Origin of the sequence: Pseudomonas sp., assembly GCF_033723075.1 — a bacterium.
Classification (GTDB): Bacteria; Pseudomonadota; Gammaproteobacteria; order Pseudomonadales; family Pseudomonadaceae; genus Aquipseudomonas.
The window spans coordinates 119,287-139,773 of sequence record NZ_JAWVXU010000014.1; the positions used below are offsets into that span (position 1 = coordinate 119,287).

The window sequence follows — 20,487 nt, forward strand, 5'->3', positions numbered from 1 at the left end:
TGGTATGTACGGCTGACCGGGGCCAGCCTGCTGCGCTTATTCGGCCTTGCTGGCCTGCTCGGCTTTCCAGGCGTTGAAGGCTGCACGTTCGGCGCGGCGCTCCTGCATTTTCTTCTGGTGCTCGTCGAAGGCCTTCTGCTGTTCGGGTTTGAGCAGGTCGCGAATGCTGCTGTGCTGCTTGTCCTTGGCGGCTTTCAGCTCATCCTGCATGGCTTTCTGTTCGGCGGCTGGCAGTTTTTCCAGATAGCTTCGGGTGATCTCGTGGCGGCTTTTCATCTGCTCGCCCATCAACTTGCGGATTTCACGGTGTTGCTCCCGGCTCAGGTCGAGGTCTTTGAACATCCGCGAACCGTGTCGGTTACCGTGGCCGCCGCCGTGGCCATAGCCGTCGCCATGGTGCGGACCACCTTCGGGCATGGCCATGGCCAGCGTCGGCAGAGTCAGTGCGAGTAACAGGGCGGTGAGAGTCTTGCGCATCATGTTGTGTCTCCTTGTCTCGATGCCGGTCAGTTACCGGATGTGCCCAGTCTAGGGCGGTCAAGGTCAAGGGCCGTCAGGCAAGGGTAAAGCCTGGGTAAAGTCGAGCAGAGCCTTTACCCACGGGTCAGGCACTGTAGTAGTAACCGCGGCTGCGCAAGGCGAGGATGCGCGGGCGCCCGTCCGGATGTGGGCCGAGCTTCTTGCGCAGGTTGCTGACGTGCATGTCCAGGCTGCGATCGTACAGCGTGAGCTTGCGGCCCAGCGCCAGTTGCGCCAGTTCTTGTTTGTCCACGGGTTCGCCGGGTTGCTGCAGCAGTGCTTCGAGCAGGCGGCTTTCCGACAGCGTGAGGACGACCTCGTGCTCGCCGATCGACGCCACGCCGCGCGCCTGGCTGAAGCACAGGTCACCCAACTGCAGTTGACTGGACACGGCAGGATGCAGGCTGCGCCGCAACACGGCGCGCAAGCGGGCGGTCAGCTCGCGGGGGTCGCAGGGCTTGGCCAGGTAGTCGTCGGCGCCGAGTTCCAGACCGAGGATCCGGTCCAGCGGCTCGCCGCGGGCAGATAGCATCAATACCGGCAGCCCGGGATGGTCGCTGCGCAATTGCTTGAGCAGTTCCAGGCCGCTGCCGTCGGGCAGCATCACATCGAGCACCACCGCGTCGGGAGCCTGATCGTCCAGGGCGCGGCGTGCGCTGTTGCCATCATGGCAGGCACTGACCTGGAAACCTTCCTGGGTCAGCCAACTGGCCAGCAGTTCGCACAGTTCGATGTCGTCGTCGATTAACAGGAGGGTGCTCATACGGGGTTCAGTTTATCCACTCACGCCGCGAGCGGCGTTTGCCGCGCAGCAATCCGCCGAGAATGACGCCCAGCAGTGCTGCGCCGGCGCCGACGGCAAACCATTGTTGCCGATCGTCGAGCAGAGGCTCGGGCGCATCGGCCTGGGTTTTCTTCAGCTGCAGCTTGAGGCGTTGGTTTTCCTGGCGCAGGCGCTGTATCAGCGCGCTATCGCTATTGCCACCACTGGCCTGCAGCTCTGCGCCCAGCGCTTCGCGTTGTTGCTCGCTGGTGGCCAGGCGCTGTTCGAGGGCATCAATCTGAGCTTGCTCTGCCGTAGCCGTTGCTGAGAGTGCAGGCGGGGTTTGTTCGGCGTGCAGAGCAAACGGCAGCAACAATAACGTAAACAGAAAAGACCTCGGGCCTGGGCGCATCGGAACTCCTATGTCCTAGTGGATTGTTGTCAGCAAGCAGCGACTAGCGGATTAAGGCAGAACCAGTTTGAACGGCTTGACCAGCACCGAGGCGTAGACACCCGCCGCTCGGTAAGGGTCGGCATCGGCCCAGCTTTGGGCTGCATTCAGGGACTCGAACTCGGCAACGATCAGGCTGCCGGAAAAGCCTGCCGCACCTGGATCGTTGCTGTCGACCGCAGGGTGCGGGCCGGCAAGTACCAGACGACCTTCGCTTTTCAGTTGCTCCAGCCGCGCGACGTGCGCAGGGCGAGCAGCCAAACGGTTTTCCAGGGAGTTTTCGACATCGGTGGCGATGATGGCGTAGAGCATCTCAATCCTTAGTGGCTGGTATGCCAGTCGGTATTAGCGCAGAAAAGCAGTACGGACTGGCAAAGTCGAGGAATTGTTTAGCAAGCTGTAGAACATTTTCCCGGCCTGCAGACTGCTGAAAAATTAGCGAACGAGGGTTGGTTGCCTCATTCATATGCTCATTTACAGCACGCGGACTGCGTTTCTGACTTGCTTGGTTTGCAAGTCTATTTCAACAGTCTACTTAGTGATATCAGCAAGAGTTCGCCAGTGTCGGCATAATAACAAACATAAATTCTTGAGAAGTCGTTCCTTATGGATGTTGATTTGCATTGTCACAGCACGGCCTCAGACGGTGCGCTTGCGCCAGCCGTGGTGGTCGCGCGGGCGCATGAGCGTGGCGTGCGGCTATTGGCGCTGACCGATCATGACACCCTGGAAGGACTCGAGGAAGCGCGTGCCGCGGCCGGGGTGCTGGATATGCAACTGGTCAATGGCATCGAGTTGTCCTGCACCTGGGGTGGCGCCACCATTCATGTTCTCGGTTATGCCTTCGTCAGCGATGCGCCGGCGTTGCTCCAGTCGATTGCCGAGTTGCATGAAGGCCGCTGGTTGCGTGCCGCAGAAATCAGCAAGCGCCTGGACAATAAAGGCATGCCCGGCGCACTGGAGGGCGCGCGGGCCATGCAGCAGGAATTGGGCGACAGTGGCAACGCCCCGGCCCGCCCGCACTTCGCCGAGTTCCTGGTGCGCGCCGGTCACGTCAAGGATCGCGCCGAAGCCTTTCGCAAGTGGCTTGGGTCGGGCAAGTTGGGTGACGTCAAACAGCATTGGCCGACGCTGGAGCAGGCCATTGGCACCTTGCTGCAGGCGGGGGGCTTGATCAGCCTGGCGCACCCGTGGCAGTACGACTTTACTCGTAGTAAGCGGCGCAAGTTGATCGCCGATTTTGTCGCTGCCGGAGGCCATGCGCTGGAGGTGGTCAACGGCATGCAGCCGGCCGAACAGGTTGGCGGTCTGGCGATTCTGGCTCGCGAATTCGGCCTGCTGGCAAGTGCCGGCAGTGACTTTCATGCACCTGGCGACTGGTCCGAACTGGGTATGTACCGCCCGGTACCCGAAGACTTGTCGCCCCTATGGGCGCGTTTTCAGCATGTCCAACAGCCTACTGCAATTTGAACAGGGAGTTAGCGTGAGTCAATTTTTCCAGGTTCACCCGGAAAACCCGCAGCTGCGCCTGATCAAACAGGCGGTGGAAATCATCAGAGCCGGCGGCGTGGTGATTTATCCCACCGATTCGTCCTATGCACTCGGTTGCCATATCGGTGACAAGAATGCGGTGGAGCGTATTCGCCGTTTGCGCCAGTTGGACGACAAACACAATTTCACCCTGGTCTGCCGTGACCTGTCGCAGATTGGTCTGTTCGCCAAGGTCGATACCGGCGCCTTTCGTTTATTGAAGAACCATACGCCTGGGCCTTACACCTTCATTCTCAGTGCCACGCGCGAAGTGCCGCGCATGTTGCTGCACCCCAAGCGCCGCACCATCGGTCTGCGGGTACCCAATCACCCTATTGCCCAGGCGTTGCTCAGCGAACTCGGCGAGCCGCTGATGAGCGTCAGTCTGATTCTGCCGGGCGAGACGCTGCCGATGAGCGACCCCTATGAAATGCGCCAGATCCTCGAACATCAGGTCGACCTGATCATCGATGGCGGTTTTGGCGGGCTGGAGGCCTCGACCGTGATCAATCTGGCTGATGACGAGCCGCAAATCATTCGTGTCGGCTGCGGCGATCCCGCACCTTTCGGCGCGGCGTGAGGGCCTCGCCATAGTGCGAAATCCCGCGAGCTCAGAGGTTGTGAAAATATCGAGCGCCGTAGGCGAGCGTTTTTCACAGGCTTTCCGCGGCTATAGAATGAGCACCACCAGCAGAGCAACCAGCAGGATGATGACGAAGTCGGTACCGCTGAGCGCGCCAGCGGCTGGCAACGCGTCAATCCGTTGCGCCAGTGTGGCGATTTCCGCGGGTGTCAGGGCATCCACCCGGCTGCGGGCCAGGGCCGCGGGGACATCCATGGCCTGCAAGCTCTGCTCGACATCGGCGCGGTTGAGGAACTCACTGACTTTGTCACGATCGGCCTGAGCGGTCTGCTCGGCGAGGACTTCTTGGGTGCCGATCATGCTGGCGTGGGCGGTTATCGGCGGTAGGAGTAGCAATGCTGCCAGTAGGGCGACGGCGAACCTTAGGGCGGGAATTTTCATGCTGTGACCCTCGACGAATGGTCGGGATTCGCGCCAAATCTGGCACTGCTGTTGGCGCGCAGTGCTGCCGTCAGTTTGCTCGGGCGGCTTCATTAATTAAGACTGGCCTTTTGCCCGAACGGTTCCATGGTCGTTTTTTCCGCGGCAGCGTCTGGCCTCGCTATACTCGCGTCTTGTCGATTCGCTTAGGTAACCTGGTTTGAGCCTTGTTGATTCCGAACGCCGCGTGCTGTCCGGCATGCGTCCCAGTGGCCGTTTGCACCTTGGCCATTATCATGGCGTGCTGAAAAGCTGGGTCAAGTTGCAGCACGAATACGAATGCTTTTTCTGCATCGTCGACTGGCATGCACTGACGACCAACTACCAGGATGTAGGGCAGATCTCCCAGCATGTCATGGACATGGCGGTGGATTGGCTGGCCGCCGGGGTCAGCCCCAGTTCCGCGACCTTGTTCATCCAGTCGCAAGTGCCGGAGCACGCCGAGCTGCATCTGCTGCTATCGATGATCAGCCCGCTCAGCTGGCTGGAGCGGGTGCCGTCCTACAAGGAACGGCAAGACCTGCTGCCGGGGCGGGAACTCGCCACCTATGGTTTTCTCGGTTATCCATTGCTGCAGGCGGCGGATATCCTGTTGTATCGGGCCGGGCTGGTGCCGGTTGGCGCCGATCAATTGGCGCATATCGAGTTCGCGCGCGAAGTGTCACGACGGTTCAATCATCTCTATGGTCGTGAGCCGGGCTTTGAACTGAAAGCCGAGGCGGCGATCCGCAAACTCGGCAAGAAAACCGCCACGCTCTACAACAATTTGCGCAAGGCGTATCAACAGCAGGGCGATGTCGAGGCTCTGGAAACCGCCAGGGCACTACTTAAAGACCAGCAGAGCATCACCCTGGGCGACAAGGAGCGTCTGTTCGGTTATCTGGAAGGTGGCGGCAAGGTCTTGTTGCCTGAGCCGCGGCCACTGCTCAGCGATGCGCCCAAGCTGCCGGGGCTGGATGGCTGCAAAATGTCCAAGTCCAGCGGTAATGCAATTTTTCTGCGTGACAGCAATGTCGAAGTCGAAGAAAAGATCAGGCGTATGCCCACTGACCCGGTGCGGGTGCATCGGGATGATCCTGGCAATCCTGATCATTGCCCGGTATGGCCGTTGCATGAGGTGTACACCAGTGAAGATGTGCGCGCTACGCTGCAGCAAGGCTGCAAGAGCGCCCGTATCGGTTGTCTGGAGTGCAAGGGGCTATTGATCGAGGCCGTGCAGAAAGAGCTGCAGCCCTTGCAGGCGCGTGCCGCCGATTATCAGGACAACCCCGAGTTGCTGCGCAGCATCCTGGCCGAGGGCGCCGAGCGCGCGCGCAATGAAGCCCGGGAAACCTTGACCGAGGTGCGTTTGGCCCTGGGTCTGAATTACCGCTGAGCAGGAATTTCATAAATAGTTATGCACAGCCAGTCAGCCGATAGGCCCGTCGAGAGTCAAGAAGGCGCTCAGCAGGAGCTGCCGTTCGCCTTGGTATACGGCCGGGCGGTGACCGAGATGCCGCTGGATCTGTATATCCCGCCGGACGCACTGGAGGTGTTTCTCGAGGCATTCGAGGGCCCCCTGGATCTGCTGCTCTACCTGATTCGCAAACAAAATATCGATGTGCTGGATATTCCCGTGGCGGAAATCACCCGGCAGTACATGGGGTATGTCGAATTGATGCAGTCGGTGCGCCTGGAGTTGGCCGCCGAGTACCTGGTGATGGCGGCGATGCTCGCCGAGATCAAGTCGCGCATGCTCCTGCCGCGTTCGAGCGAGGCCCCGGAGGAAGAAGACGATCCGCGCGCCGAGCTGATCCGCCGTCTGCAGGAATACGAACGCTACAAGGCTGCTGCCGAAGGCCTCGATATGCTGCCCCGGGTCGGCCGCGACCTGACGGTACCGCGCCTGGAGGCGCCGCAGGCACAGGCGCGCAAGCTGCTGCCGGACGTCGCTCTGGAGGAATTGTTGTTGTCGATGGCGCAGGTGCTGCGCCGCGCCGATATGTTCGAGAGTCACCAGGTCAGCCGTGAGACGCTGTCGACCCGCGAGCGCATGAGTGAAGTGCTGGAGCGCCTCAAGGGTGGGGCTTTTGTGCCCTTTGTCGAGCTCTTCACGGCCGAGGAGGGGCGTCTGGGCGTGGTGGTGACCTTTATGGCGGTGCTCGAGCTGATCAAGGAGTCCCTGGTCGAGCTGGTGCAGAATGAAGCCTTTGGACCCATCCACGTGCGTGCTCGAGCCGAATGACCATGAATCTGACCGATCCCCGTGAACTGGCCAGCCTGCTGGAAGCCTTCTTGTTTGCCTCCGGCAAGCCGCAATCGTTGGAGCGCCTGTTCGAGTTGTTCGAAGAGGCTGAGCGCCCGGCGCCTGCGGTGTTCAAAAAAGCCCTGGAACGGCTGCGTCAGTCCTGCGCGGGTCGTGCCTTCGAATTGGTCGAGGTGGCTTCCGGTTACCGTCTGCAGGTGCGCGAATGCTATGCGCCCTGGGTCGGACGCTTGTGGGAAGAGCGCCCGCAGCGTTATTCGCGGGCCATGCTGGAGACCCTGGCGCTGATTGCCTACCGCCAGCCGATTACCCGCGGCGAGATCGAGGATATTCGCGGCGTGGCGGTCAACAGCCACATCGTCAAAACCCTGCTGGAGCGCGAGTGGATCCGCGTGGTCGGTCACCGCGACGTGCCGGGCAAGCCGGCGATGCTGGCGACCACCAAGGCGTTTCTCGATCACTTCAATTTGAAGAGTCTCGACCAGCTACCGCCGCTGGCGGCCCTGCGTGAGCTTGAGCCCGAACCCATGCTGGCCTTCGATGACGAGCTTGCTGCGCCACAAAGCCTGCAGGCCCGCGCCGACCTGGCGTTGGCCGATGAACAGGTAGTGGAGACGAGCGAGGAAACCAGTTTCGGCAGCCTGCTGGCCGAGCTGGATTCCATGGAGCAGGGCTTGAAGACCGATTTCGATGATTTTTCGGTGCAGGCGCTGGATGGGACCGACGGCGACGAACTGACCGAGGCGGCGGATGAAGAGGAGTTGCCGCGTCATAGCTAGCCCGGATTGCATCCGGGCTGCGGGTAACAATGCCATTGCGGATGCACCGGCCGTCGAAAAGACCGATGACTGCTCGTCTGCGGGCTAGCCTAAAACGGTGCGTGTGCTGCGCGTTTCGCGTATGATCCGCGCCCCTTCGACGACTTGCTGTCGTCCATCACTAGAGATACACCGGGAGGTGCCCAGATGAGTGAATCCGAAGAATACAGTCCAGCCGGCGAAAAACTGCAGAAAGTCATGGCGCGCATGGGTCTGGCTTCACGCCGCGAAATCGAAGGCTGGATCAGCGCCGGCCGGGTCAAGGTCAATGGCGCCGTTGCCGGCCTCGGCCAGCGTGTTGACCTGCACGATGCCATCGCCATCGATGGCCGCCTGATCAAGCGCGAAGAAGCCGCCGAAAGCGTGCGCCGTGTGATCATCTATAACAAACCCGAAGGCGAGATCTGCACCCGCGACGACCCAGAAGGTCGCCCGACCGTATTCGACCGCCTGCCGCGGCCGAAAGAGGGCCGTTGGATCAACATCGGTCGCCTCGACATCAACACCACCGGTTTGCTGATGTTCACCACCGACGGTGAGCTGGCCAACCGCTTGATGCATCCGTCCTACCAGATGGACCGCGAGTACGCGGTGCGCGTGCGCGGCGAAGTCGACGAGGAAATGATCGAGCGGCTGAAAGCCGGCGTGATGCTCGAAGACGGTCCGGCCAAGTTCACCGATATCAAGGTGGCTCCGGGCGGTGTTGGCTTCAACCACTGGTATCACTGCGTGGTGATGGAAGGCCGTAACCGCGAAGTGCGCCGCCTGTGGGAATCCCAGGGCCTGGTGGTCAGTCGCTTGAAGCGCGTGCGTTTCGGGCCGGTATTTATCACCTCGGATCTGACCATGGGCCGCTGGCGCGAAATGAGCCAGCGCGAAGTGGATATTCTCAGTGAGGAGGTCGGCCTCAAGTCGGTCGCCTTGCCGGATATGAAAGAGAAAACCCGCGACAAGCTCGAGCGTCTGCAGCGTAAGTCGGCCAAGCCGGTCGGCCGCGGCGAGCGTCCGCAGCGGACCCTGCGTCCAGCCCATGGCGGTCCGGTGACCGGTGAGCGTGCTGGCTCCGGTCGTAGCCCGCGTGGCGAAGATGGTGAGCGTGCCGTGCGTACTCCGCGTAGCGAAGGTGGTGAACGTGCAGTGCGTACCCCGCGCAACGAAGGTGGTGAGCAGGCCGTACGTACTCCGCGCAGTGAAGGCAGTGCGGTACGTACGCCGCGCCCGCCGCGCGCAGACAAGGGCCGTACGGAGCAAAGTCGTCCGGCTTCAGGCAAGGGCACGCCAGTCGCCGAGCGGCCGCGGGATGTCAACAAGAAGACGCCGGGCAAGTCCAAAGCTGTGCGTCCGGGCGTCGAGCTGAGCGAGCGCCCGGGGCGCAAGCCGGCCGCTCCAGCCAAGCGCCGCAGCCAGCCGGCGGGCGAAGGTCAGCGTCCCGGTTTTGGTCGTGGTGCGCGCAAGCCCCAGTAAACTGAGGGGTCGCGCTCTTGCGGCATAAAAAAGGGACTCGATTGAGTCCCTTTTTTACGTGCTGCTTTTAGCCGGCCATGCTCAGGCGATTGCGCCCGTCGCGCTTGGCTACATAGAGCGCGCTGTCGGCGCGCCGTAACAGGCTCTCTGCCGACTCGCCCGTCAGCAGGGTTGCGCAGCCGAGGCTGATGGACACCTCTATCGGTCGGCCTTGGGCCAGGCATTGCAGCTCTTGCACGGCATGCCGCAGGCGTTCGCCGACCATGCAGGCCGCTTCGCGGCAGGTACCCGAGAGAACTACGAGAAATTCTTCGCCGCCATAACGGAACACCATGTCGATGTTGCGTAGCTGGCTTTTCAGGGTAGCGGCAACGTCGATCAAGACCTCGTCGCCGATGCTGTGGCCGTGGTTGTCGTTGATCCGCTTGAAATGGTCGAGGTCAAGCATCAGCAGCGAGAGCGGTTGCTGATTGCGTTGCGCCAGATCGATTTCACGCTGCAGAATCTGGTCCATGGCAATGCGGTTGCCGGTGTTGGTCAGAGGGTCACGCAGCGCGCTCTGGATCGCCGCGCGGTAGAGCAGGGCATTGCGCAGCGGGAACAGCAAGCTGGCCAGCAGGGACTCCAGTTGGCCGAGTTCCTCGTCGCTGAAGCGCTGCTGGCGGCGGAAAATCAGCTCGCCGAGGTATTCGCCCTCATGGCTTAGTCGATAACCGGCCGAGTGGCTGGCACGTTCACCCAACTCCAGGCGCAGGTCAGAAGTTGGCTGTTGATAGGTCAGGGCATTCAGTGGCACCAGACTCTGCACGGCGGTGAAGAACAGTTTCAGGATGCGCTCGGCATCCAGGCTGGTTTGCAGTTGCATGCTGAGTTGCTGGCGTAGTTGCGCCAGACTGATCGGGCGCAGGGATGGCGCGCGATTGCCGGAAAAACCCAGGCGCTGAAGCTTGGCTGCATCAAAATCGATGGTGTTGGTTTGGCTGGGGGTAATCATAAATGCTGAGCCTCTGGCGCATTGATGCGGCAACACTGGCTATAGAGCGAATTTCATGCCAGAGGGTTCAGAAAATATGAAAATTATTTGAAGTCAGTCACTTACGCCGGTTTTGCGCGGCAAATGGCCAGTATCGGCAATTCCCTTGCCTGGTCGGCCGGCAAGCTGTTGCCGGTTTGTGCATGAGTCGCCATTTTTCTGCCGCTTCAGCTCGTGGGTTCTGGCTTTACTGGGCGTCGAATGCCTGGCCATTGACGCCGTTGCTGTCAGGGCCCATCAGGTACAGGTAAACCGGCATTATCGCCTCGGGTAGCGGGTTGCTCGCCGGATTTTCCCCTGGATAAGCCTGGGCGCGCATGTCTGTGCGAGTAGCGCCCGGGTTAACGCTGTTGGCGCGTACCGGCGCCACGCCGTCGACTTCATCGGCCAGCACTTGCATCAGGCCCTCGGTGGCGAACTTGGAGACCGCATAAGCGCCCCAGTAGGCGCGGCCTTTGCGTCCGACACTGCTCGAGGTGAACACCACCGAGGCATCACTGGAGAGTTTCAGCAGGGGCAGCAGGGTGCTGGTGAGCATGAAGGTGGCGTTGACATTGACCTGCATCACCCGCATGAAGTTGTCGCCGGAGAGCTGCTCCAGTGGTGTGCGCGGGCCGACGATCGAGGCGTTGTGCAGCAGGCCATCGAGCTTGCCGAATTCGTTTTCGATCATCGCTGCCAGTTCGTCGTACTGGTGTGGCAGGGCGGTTTCCAGGTTGAACGGGATCACTGCGGGCTGCGGGTGGCCGGCGGCCTCGATGGCGTCGTAGACCCGGCCGAGGTTGCCTTCGGTCTTGCCCAGCAGCAGCACGGTCGCCCCATGGGCGGCAAAGGTCTGCGCGGCGGCGGCGCCAATCCCGCGGCCGGCGCCGGTGACCAGAATCACCCGATCCTTGAGCAGGTCGGGACGGGCTGAATATTGGAACATGGGGGCTCCTTCGGGGAGTGGCACGCTGCAAGCCATAAGCGACAAGTTGCGCGGCTGAATATGAATATTGATACGGGCAAGGCCGGGCCGCGTTGGCTGAGCGCCGCGAAGCCCAGCATTACGTTTGCATGGCGCTCAGCAGCGGCACAGCGCCCGTTCGAGCACTGCACGCAGTTCCAGTGGATGATCGACGACTACGTCGGCCCCCCAGTTTCTCGGGTTGTCGTCCGGGTGGATATAGCCGTAGGTCACTGCCGCTGTTCTGGTGCCGGCGGCGCGTCCCGACTCGATGTCGCGCAGGTCGTCGCCGACGAACAGGACGCTGGCCGGATCCAGGCCCAGTTGGCTGCAGGCAAGTATCATCGGTTCTGGGTCAGGTTTGCTGTGGGTCACATGATCCGGACAGATCAGGATAGCGGAGCGCTCGGCCAGGCCCAGTTGCTGCATGATCGGTTCGGCGAAGCGCAGCGGCTTGTTGGTCACCACGCCCCAGATCAGCTTGGCCTGCTCGATATCGGCGAGCAGTTGATTGATGCCGTCGAAAGGTCGGGTCAGCACTGCGCAGTGATCCTGATAGCGCTCGAGAAACTCCAGGCGCAGGGCCTCGAACTGTTCGGCCAGCGGATCCATGGCGAAGCTCGCGGCAACCATGGCGCGGGCGCCGCCGGAAATCTGATCGCGGATCAGCTTGTCATCCACTGCTGCCAGGCCGCGCTCGGCGCGCATCGCCTGGCAGATGGCAATAAAGTCCGGCGCACTGTCGAGCAGGGTGCCATCCATATCGAAAAGAACTGCGTGCAAACGCATCAGGCCTCCTTCAGCGTCTGGATCATGTAATTGACGTCGACATCCGCTTGCAGTTTGTAGTGTTTGGTCAGCGGGTTGTAGGTCAGGCCGATGATGTCTTTGACTTGCAGGCCGGTGTCGCGGCTCCAGGCGCCCAGTTCCGAGGGGCGGATGAATTTCTTGAAGTCATGGGTGCCGCGCGGCAGCAGGCGCAGCAGGTATTCCGCGCCTATCACCGCGAACATATAGGCCTTGGGGTTGCGGTTGATGGTGGAGAAAAACACCTGGCCACCAGGTTTGACCAGGGTGTGGCAGGCGCGGATCACCGAGGCCGGATCCGGGACGTGTTCGAGCATTTCCAGGCAGGTGACCACGTCGAACTGCTCGGGCATTTCCGCGGCCAGGGCTTCGGCGGTGATTTGCCGGTACTCCACCGAGACGCCGGATTCCAGTTGGTGCAGCCGGGCCACGGCCAGGGGCGCTTCGCCCATGTCGATGCCGGTTACCTCGGCGCCGCGCTGGGCCATGGCTTCGCTGAGGATGCCGCCGCCGCAGCCGATGTCGAGCACCTTCTTGCCGGCCAGGCTGACGCGCTCCTCAATCCAGTTGACTCGCAGTGGATTGATGTCGTGCAGGGGTTTGAATTCGCTTTCGCGGTCCCACCAGCGGTGGGCGAGGGCTTCGAATTTGGCGATTTCGGCGTGATCGACGTTGCTCATAATGTTCCCTGAATAGAACTGGAGGCGGGAAGCCTGACGCTTGAAACGTCTATGGTGCCAGTTTCACGCTGTGGGGTGGACGCCTGTGGGCGAATCAATGTATGTCAGTTTGTCGCACTATCTAGGTGTTGGCCGGTGTTGGCCGGAGGGGCTTTAGCCGCGATTGGTCAAATGAGATGCCTGCTCATCGCGGCTAAAGCCCCTCCCATAAGCCCTTCCGGCTGGTGTTTTCGTGCTATCGCCGAGCGATCTTCGCGCCCCAGGTGCGGGCGTTGGCGATGATCCGTTGCTCGTCCAAGCGCGTCAGTCGGCCGCTGTCGAGCAGGTGCTTGCCGCCGACCCAGACATCCTCGACGCAGTCGCGGTTGCTGGTATAGATCAGTTGCGAAACCGGGTCGTAAATCGGCTGCTGGGCCAGGCCGGACAGGTTGAATACCGCCAGGTCGGCGGCTTTGCCGACTTCCAGCGAGCCGATCTGCTCATCCAGGCCGAGTGCGCGCGCGCCATTCAGGGTTGCCATGCGCAGTGCGCGATGTGCGTCCAGGGCGCTGGCCGAGCCGGCCACGGCTTTGGCCAGCAGGGCGGCCGTGCGGGTTTCGCCGAGCAGATCCAGGTCGTTGTTGCTGGCGGCGCCGTCGGTGCCGATGGCCACATTGACCCCGGCCTGCCAGAGCTGTTCTACCGGGCAGAAGCCGCAGGCCAGCTTGAGGTTGGACTCCGGGCAATGGATCACGCTGCTGTTGCTAGCCACCAGCAGGGCCAGATCCTCATCATCGATCTGGGTCATGTGCACGGCCTGGAAGCGCGGGCCTAGCAGGCCGAGTCGCGCCAGTCGCGCCAGCGGTCGCTCGCCATGTTGTTGCAGGCTCTGTTGCACCTCGAAGGCGGTCTCATGCACGTGCATATGGATGCCGGCATCCAGTTCCGCGGCGAGCAGGCGGATGTTTTCCAGCTTGTCGTCGCTCACCGTATAGGGCGCATGGGGGCCGAAGGCGACGCTCAGGCGCGGGTGGTGCTTGAGGTCGTCGAACAATGCCAGCCCTTTGCGCAGGGCCTCGTCGGCATCGCGGGCGCCGGGAATGGGGAAATCCAGTACTGGAATGGTTATCTGGGCGCGAATGCCGCTCTTGTGCACCATCTCGCTGGCCACTTCGGGAAAGAAGTACATGTCCGAGAAGCAGGTGATGCCGCCCTTGAGCTGCTCGGCGATGGCCAGTTCGGTGCCGTCCAGGATGAACTGCTCGTCGACCCACTTGGCCTCGGCGGGCCAGATGTGTTGCTGCAGCCAGTCGCTCAGCGGCAGCTCGTCGGCCATGCCGCGGAACAGGGTCATGGCCGCGTGGCCATGGGCGTTGACCAGTCCCGGTGTCAGCAGCCTGCCGGGCAGTTCGCGCACTTCCAGTGCCTTGTGCTTGAGCGCTTCGGCGCGCGGGGCGATCAGGGCGATGCGTCCGTCGCGGATACCCAGGCCATGCTCGTGCAGCACCACTCCCGCCGGCTCGATTGGCACCAGCCAGGTTGGGAGTAGGAGGAGATCGAGCGGGGCTTCGGGCATGCCTGGGGCTTCCTGCGGGTGTCTGAGAGGCTGAGTTTATAGGGGAACGGCGTGCGCTTGAAGCGGCGCAGCACCATGCCATAAGTTCCAGGCGGAAAGTAAGCTGACCCGTTCCGGGGGGTGGCGCTGATTCGCTTGCAGCTTGCGGCCTGCTTCTCTGGGTATAATGATCGGCTTTTCCGGGGGTGGGGTGTGTCATGCGCGAGCAATTGCTAGCTGCAGAGAAGGTTCAGGCCATTGAATGGCGCGATGGCGCTCTGCACCTGCTCGATCAGCGTGTGTTGCCGTTCGAGGAAACCTGGCATGTCTGTCATTCTGCTGCGGCCGTAGCCGAGGCGATTCGCCTGATGGTAGTGCGCGGGGCGCCGGCCATCGGTATCAGTGCGGCCTATGGCGTGGTGCTTGGCGCGCGCGCGCGGGTGGCCGAGGGTGGCGACTGGCGTGTGGCCCTGGAGGCGGATTTTCAAGCGTTGGCCGACTCGCGACCGACCGCAGTCAATCTGTTCTGGGCGCTCAATCGAATGCGCGAGCGCATGGCGCGTATTAAGGAAGGTGACGATCCGCTTGCGCTGCTGGAGGCCGAGGCGCTGGGTATCCACCTGAGCGATCGTGAAGCCAATCTGACCATGGCGCAGCTCGGTGTCGACCTGATTCGCAAGCATCAGGGCAATCAACAGAACCTGTTGACCCACTGCAATGCCGGTGCCCTGGCCACTGGCGGCTTCGGCACGGCGCTGGGGGTGATTCGCGCGGCCTATCTGGAGGGTTTGGTCGAGCGCGTCTATGTCGACGAGACCCGGCCTTGGCTGCAAGGGTCGCGCCTGACCGCCTGGGAGTTGGCCGGCGAAGGCATTCCGGTTTGCCTGAATGTCGATTCGGCCGCCGCGCACCTGATGAAGACCCGCGGTATCACCTGGGTCATCGTCGGTGCCGACCGGATTGCCGCCAATGGCGATGTGGCGAACAAGATCGGCACTTACCAGTTGGCGGTCAATGCCATGCACCATGGCGTGCGCTTCATGGTGGTGGCGCCGAGTTCGACCATCGACATGGCGCTGGAGAGTGGTGACGACATCCCTCTCGAGGAGCGTGACGCCAGTGAGTTGCTGGAGCTCAATGGGCAGCGAGTGGCAGCGGGCGTGGATGCGCTCAATCCGGTGTTCGATGTGACGCCGGCCGACCTGATCGATTTCATCGTCACCGAGAAGGGTGTGGTCGAGCGGCCGGATGCGACAAAAATGACCAGGCTGATGTGCCGCAAGCGTCTGCATTGAACGTGTTGCGGCTGGTCGGCGGGCGTTGCAGTGGCGGCTGCCTGGGGATAGGTGCAGGGCGCCAATTGTGGTAAGATCCGGCCGTTTTCAGGGGCGCTGGCAACGGTCGCCTTAACTGCGCAGATACATGGCATAACTCATTGATTTGTCGTGAGTCGCTGCTGGCCAAGAGCCGCGCGGCACGCTTCGCCTCGTTCGGGATGAATGGTGCGGAGTATCACCAGAAAAAGGAACCAGGCTACTCATGGGCGAACTGGCCAAAGAAATCCTCCCGGTCAATATCGAAGACGAACTCAAGCAGTCCTACCTCGACTACGCGATGAGCGTAATCGTCGGGCGCGCCTTGCCGGATGCACGCGATGGCTTGAAGCCCGTGCACCGCCGCGTGCTGTTTGCGATGAGCGAGTTGGGCAACGACTGGAACAAGGCATACAAGAAGTCCGCCCGCGTGGTCGGTGACGTGATCGGTAAGTACCACCCGCATGGCGATACCGCGGTGTACGACACCATCGTCCGTATGGCTCAGCCATTCTCCCTGCGCTACCTGCTGGTGGATGGTCAGGGCAACTTCGGTTCGGTGGACGGCGACAACGCCGCCGCCATGCGATACACCGAAGTACGCATGACCAAGCTGGCCCATGAGCTGCTGGCCGATCTGCATAAGGAAACCGTCGACTGGGTGCCGAACTACGACGGCACCGAGATGATTCCGGCGGTGATGCCGACCAAGGTGCCCAACCTGTTGGTCAACGGTTCCAGCGGTATCGCCGTGGGCATGGCCACCAATATTCCGCCGCACAACCTCACGGAAGTGATCAACGGCTGCCTGGCGCTGATCGACAACCCCGAGCTGACGATCGATGAGCTGATGCAGTTCATCCCGGGCCCGGATTTCCCGACAGCGGCGATCATCAACGGCCGTGCCGGCATCATCGAGGCCTATCGCACCGGCCGCGGGCGCATTTACATGCGCGCCCGGGCGATCATCGAAGACATCGACAAGGTTGGCGGTCGCCAGCAGATCATCGTCAGCGAGCTGCCGTACCAGCTGAACAAGGCGCGACTGATCGAGAAGATCGCCGAGCTGGTTAAAGAGAAGAAGCTCGAAGGCATCACCGAGCTGCGTGACGAGTCCGACAAGGACGGCATGCGCATCGTGATCGAGCTGCGCCGCGGCGAAGTGCCGGAGGTCGTGCTCAACAACCTCTACGCCCAGACCCAGATGCAGAGTGTGTTCGGCATCAACGTCGTGGCGCTGATCGACGGCCAGCCGAAAGTCCTGAATCTCAAGGACATGCTCGAAGCCTTCGTCCTGCACCGGCGTGAAGTGGTCACCCGGCGCACGGTGTTCGAGCTGCGCAAGGCGCGTGAGCGTGGGCACATCCTCGAAGGTCAGGCCGTTGCGCTGTCCAACATCGATCCGGTGATCGCCCTGATCAAGGCTTCGCCGACTCCGGCCGAAGCCAAGTCCGCGCTGATTGCCACCGCCTGGGAATCCACTGCGGTGGAAGCCATGGTCGAGCGCGCCGGCGCCGACTCCTGCCGTCCGGAAACCCTCGAGCCGCAGTATGGTCTGCGCGATGGCAAGTACTACCTGTCGCCGGAGCAGGCTCAGGCCATCCTCGAGTTGCGCCTGCACCGCCTGACCGGTCTGGAGCACGAGAAGCTGCTGGCTGAATACCAGGAAATTCTCACCCAGATCGGCGAGTTGATCCGCATCCTCACCAGCGCCGTGCGCCTGATGGAAGTGATTCGCGAAGAGCTGGAAGCGGTCAAGGCCGAGTTCGGCGATGCCCGGCGCACCGAAATTCTAGATGCCCGCCTGGATCTGACCCTGGGTGATCTGATCACCGAAGAAGAGCGGGTAGTGACCATCTCCCACACCGGTTACGCTAAATCGCAGCCCCTGAGTGCTTATCAGGCGCAGCGTCGCGGCGGTAAAGGCAAGTCGGCCACCGGCATCAAGGATGAGGACTACATCGCTCACCTGCTGGTCGCCAACAGCCACTCCACCCTGTTGCTGTTCTCCAGCAAGGGCAAGGTGTACTGGCTGAAGACCTACGAAATTCCCGAGGCCTCGCGTGCCGCCCGTGGTCGTCCGCTGGTCAATCTGTTGCCGCTGGGTGAGGGTGAGTACATCACCACCATGCTGCAGATCGACCTGGAAGCCCTGCAGCAGAGTGCCGGTGTCGATGAAGAGCTGGACGACGCCGAGGACGGGGTGATCGAGGGCGAGCTGGTTGAAGCCGACGATGCTGCCGATGTGGCCGAGGCCGAGGAAGTCGACGGCGAGACGGCGGAACTGGTGGCCGAACCCACCGGCGCCTACATCTTCATGGCCACCGCTTTCGGTACGGTGAAAAGGGCCCCGCTGGCGCAATTCAGCCGGCCTCGTTCCAGTGGCCTGATCGCCCTCAAACTCAAGGAAGGCGACACGCTGATCGCCGCCGCCATCACTGACGGTTCCACGGAGGTCATGCTGTTCTCCGAGGCTGGCAAGGTGATTCGTTTCGCCGAGAGCGCGGTGAAGGTCAGGAACCGTGTCGCGGGTGGTATCCGCGGCATGCGGCTGGGCAAGGGCAAGCAGTTGATCTCCATGTTGATTCCCGAGTCGGGGGCGCAGATTCTCACCGCTTCCGAGCGTGGCTTCGGCAAGCGCACGCCGTTGAGCAAGTTCCCCCGTCGCGGGCGTGGAGGGCAGGGCGTGATCGCCATGGTCAGCAACGAACGCAACGGCAAGCTGGTTGGTGCCGTGCAGGTGCTCGACGACGAGGAGATCATGCTGATTTCCGATCAGGGTACCCTGGTGCGGACCCGCGTCGGCGAAGTCTCCAGCCTGGGCCGTAACACCCAGGGTGTGACCCTGATCAAGCTGGCCAAGGATGAAAAGCTGGTCGGCCTCGAGCGGGTGCAGGAGCCTTCGGCCGAGGAAGACGAGGAACTGCTGGAAGGTGGCGAAGTGCTGGGTGACGATGCCGTCGAGGCTTCGGATGCTGGCGCTGACGAGAGTCCAGCCAGCGAAGAGTGATCTGCGTGAGCGAGGCTGGACCTCGCTCGTTGCAGCGTTGGATTCGACGACTGACCGGCAGTGGTCAGTCGTCCAACATTTGAGCGAGAGTGGATGTGAGCAAGCGAGCCTATAACTTCTGCGCCGGCCCGGCCGCGCTTCCCGAAGCTGTTCTGCAACGCGCCCAGGCGGAACTCCTTGACTGGCACGGCAAGGGCCTGTCCGTGATGGAGATGAGCCACCGCAGTGACGACTACATGGGCATTGCGGCAAAGGCCGAACAGGACCTGCGCGACCTGCTCGCCATCCCCTCCGACTATAAGGTGCTGTTCCTGCAGGGCGGCGCCAGCCAGCAGTTCGCCGAGATTCCGCTTAACTTGCTGCCGGAAGACGGTGTCGCCGACTATATCGATACCGGTATCTGGTCGAAGAAGAGCATCGACGAGGCGCGTCGCTACGGCAACATCAACGTCGCCGCCAGCGCCAAGCCCTACGACTACTTCGCCATTCCCGGGCAGAACGACTGGCAACTGTCGAAAGACGCCGCCTATCTGCACTACACGCCGAACGAGACCATCGGCGGCCTGGAGTTCGACTGGATTCCCGAAACCGGCGACGTGCCGCTGGTGGCGGACATGTCTTCCGACATCCTCTCGCGCACCCTCGATGTCTCGAAGTTCGGCCTGATTTATGCCGGTGCACAGAAGAACATCGGTCCCAGCGGCCTGGTGGTGACCATTGTGCGTGAAGACCTGCTCGGGCGCGCCCGCAGCATCTGTCCGACCATGCTCAATTACAAGGTCGCTGCCGACAATGGCTCGATGTACAACACTCCGGCGACCTTCTCCTGGTACCTGTCCGGCCTGGTGTTCGAGTGGCTTAAAGAGCAGGGCGGGGTCGAAGCCATGGAGCGGATCAACCGCGCAAAGAAGGACCTGCTGTACAAGGCCATCGATACCAGCGATTTCTACAGTAACCCGATTGCCGTGAATGCCCGTTCCTGGATGAACGTGCCGTTCCGCCTGGCCGATGAGAAGCTGGACAAAGCCTTCCTCGCCGGTGCCGAGGCCCGCAGCCTGCTCAACCTCAAGGGCCATCGTTCGGTCGGCGGCATGCGTGCCTCCATCTATAACGCCGTGGGTCTGGATGCCGTTGAGGCGTTGGTGGCTTATATGGCGGAATTCGAGAAGGAACACGGCTGATGACGGATCCAATCTCCGAGCAGGAACTGCAAGCCCTGCGCCTGCGCATCGACGGCCTGGATGAGAAAATCCTCGAGCTGATCAGCGATCGCGCGCGCTGCGCCGAAGAAGTGGCGAGGGTCAAGATGGCCTCGCTGCCGGCTGGCGAGAAGCCGGTGTTCTACCGCCCGGAGCGGGAGGCCCAGGTGCTTAAACGCATCATGGAGCGCAATCAGGGGCCGTTGGGCAATGAGGAAATGGCGCGGTTGTTCCGTGAAATCATGTCGTCCTGCCTGGCCCTGGAAAACCCGCTGAAAGTCGCCTACCTCGGCCCGGAAGGTACCTTTACCCAGGCCGCCGCGATGAAGCACTTCGGTCATGCGGTAATCAGCGAGCCGATGGCGGCGATCGACGAGGTGTTCCGCGAGGTGGCCGCCGGCGCGGTCAACTTCGGCGTGGTGCCGGTGGAGAACTCCACCGAGGGCGCGGTCAACCACACCCTGGACAGCTTCCTCGAACACGACATGGTGATCTGTGGCGAGGTCGAGTTGCGCATCCACCACCATCTGCTGGTCGGCGAAACCACCAAGGTCGACAAGATCACTCGCATCTACTCCCACGCCCAGTCCCTGGCGCAATGCCGCAAGTGGCTGGACGCGCATTACCCGAACGTCGAGCGCGTGGCGGTGTCGAGCAACGCCGATGCGGCCAAGCGGGTCAAGAGCGAGTGGAACAGCGCGGCGATCGCCGGTGACATGGCGGCCAGCCTGTACGGCCTGACCAAGCTGGCCGAGAAGATCGAGGACCGCCCGGACAACTCCACGCGTTTCTTGATCATCGGCAGCCAGGAAGTGCCGCCGACCGGCGACGACAAGACCTCGATCATCGTCTCCATGCGCAACAAGCCGGGCGCCCTGCACGAGCTGTTGGTGCCGTTCCATAACAACGGCATCGACCTGACCCGCATCGAAACCCGCCCCTCGCGCAGCGGCAAGTGGACCTATGTGTTCTTCATCGACTTCGTCGGCCATCACCGCGATCCACTGATCAAGGATGTGCTGGAGAAAATCAATCAGGAAGCCGTGGCGCTGAAAGTATTGGGGTCGTATCCGAAGGCGGTACTTTAAAACTGCAGCGGCAAGTGCCAAGCC

Annotated in this window: 20 protein-coding genes; 10 read left to right on the forward strand and 10 right to left on the reverse strand. The window is 62.0% G+C overall.

Annotation, left to right across the window (positions count from 1 at the left end):
* Positions 1-36: 36 nt before the first annotated feature.
* From R3355_RS17105 to R3355_RS17120, 4 genes are all read right to left on the reverse strand, one after another.
* The gene (locus tag R3355_RS17105) at positions 37-477 is read right to left on the reverse strand and encodes a Spy/CpxP family protein refolding chaperone (RefSeq protein ID WP_318962306.1); all 441 of its coding nucleotides are present in this window, start codon (positions 475-477) and stop codon (positions 37-39) included.
* Between the two features lie 127 nt (positions 478-604).
* Positions 605-1,282, reverse strand: coding sequence for a response regulator transcription factor (locus R3355_RS17110; RefSeq protein ID WP_318962271.1), 678 nt, complete (start codon positions 1,280-1,282; stop codon positions 605-607).
* Positions 1,283-1,289: 7 nt separating this feature from the next.
* Positions 1,290-1,694: a translation initiation factor 2 gene (locus R3355_RS17115; protein ID WP_318962272.1), complete on the reverse strand. Its 405-nt coding sequence runs from the start codon at positions 1,692-1,694 to the stop codon at positions 1,290-1,292.
* Between the two features lie 51 nt (positions 1,695-1,745).
* Positions 1,746-2,045 (reverse strand): YciI family protein, encoded by a 300-nt coding sequence (locus tag R3355_RS17120; protein WP_318947344.1) that lies wholly within the window; start codon positions 2,043-2,045, stop codon positions 1,746-1,748.
* Between the two features lie 294 nt (positions 2,046-2,339).
* Here R3355_RS17120 and R3355_RS17125 point away from each other — a divergent pair, with 294 nt between their 5' ends.
* Complete coding sequence (locus R3355_RS17125) at positions 2,340-3,203, forward strand: PHP domain-containing protein (protein WP_318962273.1); 864 nt, start codon at positions 2,340-2,342, stop codon at positions 3,201-3,203.
* Positions 3,204-3,216: 13 nt separating this feature from the next.
* Positions 3,217-3,843, forward strand: a complete 627-nt coding sequence (locus R3355_RS17130; RefSeq protein ID WP_318962274.1) for an L-threonylcarbamoyladenylate synthase — start codon at positions 3,217-3,219, stop codon at positions 3,841-3,843.
* A 90-nt stretch (positions 3,844-3,933) separates the two neighbouring features.
* On the opposite strand, the gene R3355_RS17135 is transcribed toward R3355_RS17130, so the two are convergent.
* Positions 3,934-4,287 carry a PA2779 family protein gene (locus tag R3355_RS17135; RefSeq protein WP_318962275.1) on the reverse strand — a complete coding sequence of 118 codons (354 nt, stop codon included), beginning with the start codon at positions 4,285-4,287 and terminating at the stop codon, positions 3,934-3,936.
* 199 nt (positions 4,288-4,486) lie between these two features.
* Here R3355_RS17135 and R3355_RS17140 point away from each other — a divergent pair, with 199 nt between their 5' ends.
* The 4 genes from R3355_RS17140 to rluB all read left to right on the forward strand — a co-directional run bounded on the left by R3355_RS17140 (position 4,487) and on the right by rluB (position 8,853).
* The gene (locus R3355_RS17140; protein ID WP_318962276.1) at positions 4,487-5,701 is read left to right on the forward strand and encodes a tryptophan--tRNA ligase; all 1,215 of its coding nucleotides are present in this window, start codon (positions 4,487-4,489) and stop codon (positions 5,699-5,701) included.
* A gap of 150 nt (positions 5,702-5,851) precedes the next feature.
* Positions 5,852-6,550 (forward strand): ScpA family protein, encoded by a 699-nt coding sequence (locus tag R3355_RS17145; RefSeq protein ID WP_318951145.1) that lies wholly within the window; start codon positions 5,852-5,854, stop codon positions 6,548-6,550.
* A 2-nt stretch (positions 6,551-6,552) separates the two neighbouring features.
* Positions 6,553-7,350, forward strand: a complete 798-nt coding sequence (gene scpB / locus R3355_RS17150; protein WP_318962277.1) for an SMC-Scp complex subunit ScpB — start codon at positions 6,553-6,555, stop codon at positions 7,348-7,350.
* A gap of 186 nt (positions 7,351-7,536) precedes the next feature.
* Positions 7,537-8,853, forward strand: a complete 1,317-nt coding sequence (gene rluB, locus R3355_RS17155) for a 23S rRNA pseudouridine(2605) synthase RluB (protein WP_318962279.1) — start codon at positions 7,537-7,539, stop codon at positions 8,851-8,853.
* 67 nt (positions 8,854-8,920) lie between these two features.
* Here the strand turns inward: rluB and R3355_RS17160 are convergent, their stop codons facing one another.
* The 5 genes from R3355_RS17160 to R3355_RS17180 all read right to left on the reverse strand — a co-directional run bounded on the left by R3355_RS17160 (position 8,921) and on the right by R3355_RS17180 (position 13,874).
* The gene (locus R3355_RS17160) at positions 8,921-9,847 is read right to left on the reverse strand and encodes a GGDEF domain-containing protein (RefSeq protein ID WP_318962281.1); all 927 of its coding nucleotides are present in this window, start codon (positions 9,845-9,847) and stop codon (positions 8,921-8,923) included.
* 226 nt (positions 9,848-10,073) lie between these two features.
* Positions 10,074-10,814 (reverse strand): YciK family oxidoreductase, encoded by a 741-nt coding sequence (locus R3355_RS17165; RefSeq protein ID WP_318962283.1) that lies wholly within the window; start codon positions 10,812-10,814, stop codon positions 10,074-10,076.
* Between the two features lie 135 nt (positions 10,815-10,949).
* Positions 10,950-11,621 carry an N-acetylmuramic acid 6-phosphate phosphatase MupP gene (mupP, locus tag R3355_RS17170; RefSeq protein ID WP_318951140.1) on the reverse strand — a complete coding sequence of 224 codons (672 nt, stop codon included), beginning with the start codon at positions 11,619-11,621 and terminating at the stop codon, positions 10,950-10,952.
* Positions 11,621-12,319 (reverse strand): bifunctional 2-polyprenyl-6-hydroxyphenol methylase/3-demethylubiquinol 3-O-methyltransferase UbiG, encoded by a 699-nt coding sequence (gene ubiG, locus R3355_RS17175; RefSeq protein ID WP_318962285.1) that lies wholly within the window; start codon positions 12,317-12,319, stop codon positions 11,621-11,623. The genes mupP and ubiG overlap by 1 nt, the downstream gene beginning before the upstream one ends.
* Before the next feature lie 235 nt (positions 12,320-12,554).
* Positions 12,555-13,874 (reverse strand): TRZ/ATZ family hydrolase, encoded by a 1,320-nt coding sequence (locus R3355_RS17180; protein ID WP_318962286.1) that lies wholly within the window; start codon positions 13,872-13,874, stop codon positions 12,555-12,557.
* A gap of 197 nt (positions 13,875-14,071) precedes the next feature.
* On the opposite strand from R3355_RS17180, the gene mtnA reads away from it, so the two are divergent.
* The 4 genes from mtnA (at position 14,072) to pheA (ending at position 20,463) form a co-directional block, all read left to right on the forward strand.
* Positions 14,072-15,148, forward strand: a complete 1,077-nt coding sequence (gene mtnA / locus R3355_RS17185; protein ID WP_318950153.1) for an S-methyl-5-thioribose-1-phosphate isomerase — start codon at positions 14,072-14,074, stop codon at positions 15,146-15,148.
* 244 nt (positions 15,149-15,392) lie between these two features.
* Entirely contained in the window at positions 15,393-18,176 is a 2,784-nt protein-coding gene (gyrA, locus tag R3355_RS17190) for a DNA gyrase subunit A (RefSeq protein WP_318962287.1), read from the forward strand.
* A gap of 95 nt (positions 18,177-18,271) precedes the next feature.
* Positions 18,272-19,357, forward strand: coding sequence for a 3-phosphoserine/phosphohydroxythreonine transaminase (gene serC, locus R3355_RS17195; RefSeq protein WP_318962288.1), 1,086 nt, complete (start codon positions 18,272-18,274; stop codon positions 19,355-19,357).
* Positions 19,357-20,463 carry a prephenate dehydratase gene (pheA, locus tag R3355_RS17200; RefSeq protein ID WP_318950159.1) on the forward strand — a complete coding sequence of 369 codons (1,107 nt, stop codon included), beginning with the start codon at positions 19,357-19,359 and terminating at the stop codon, positions 20,461-20,463. Before serC ends, pheA begins: the two co-directional genes overlap by 1 nt.
* The last annotated feature ends 24 nt before the right edge of the window (positions 20,464-20,487 follow it).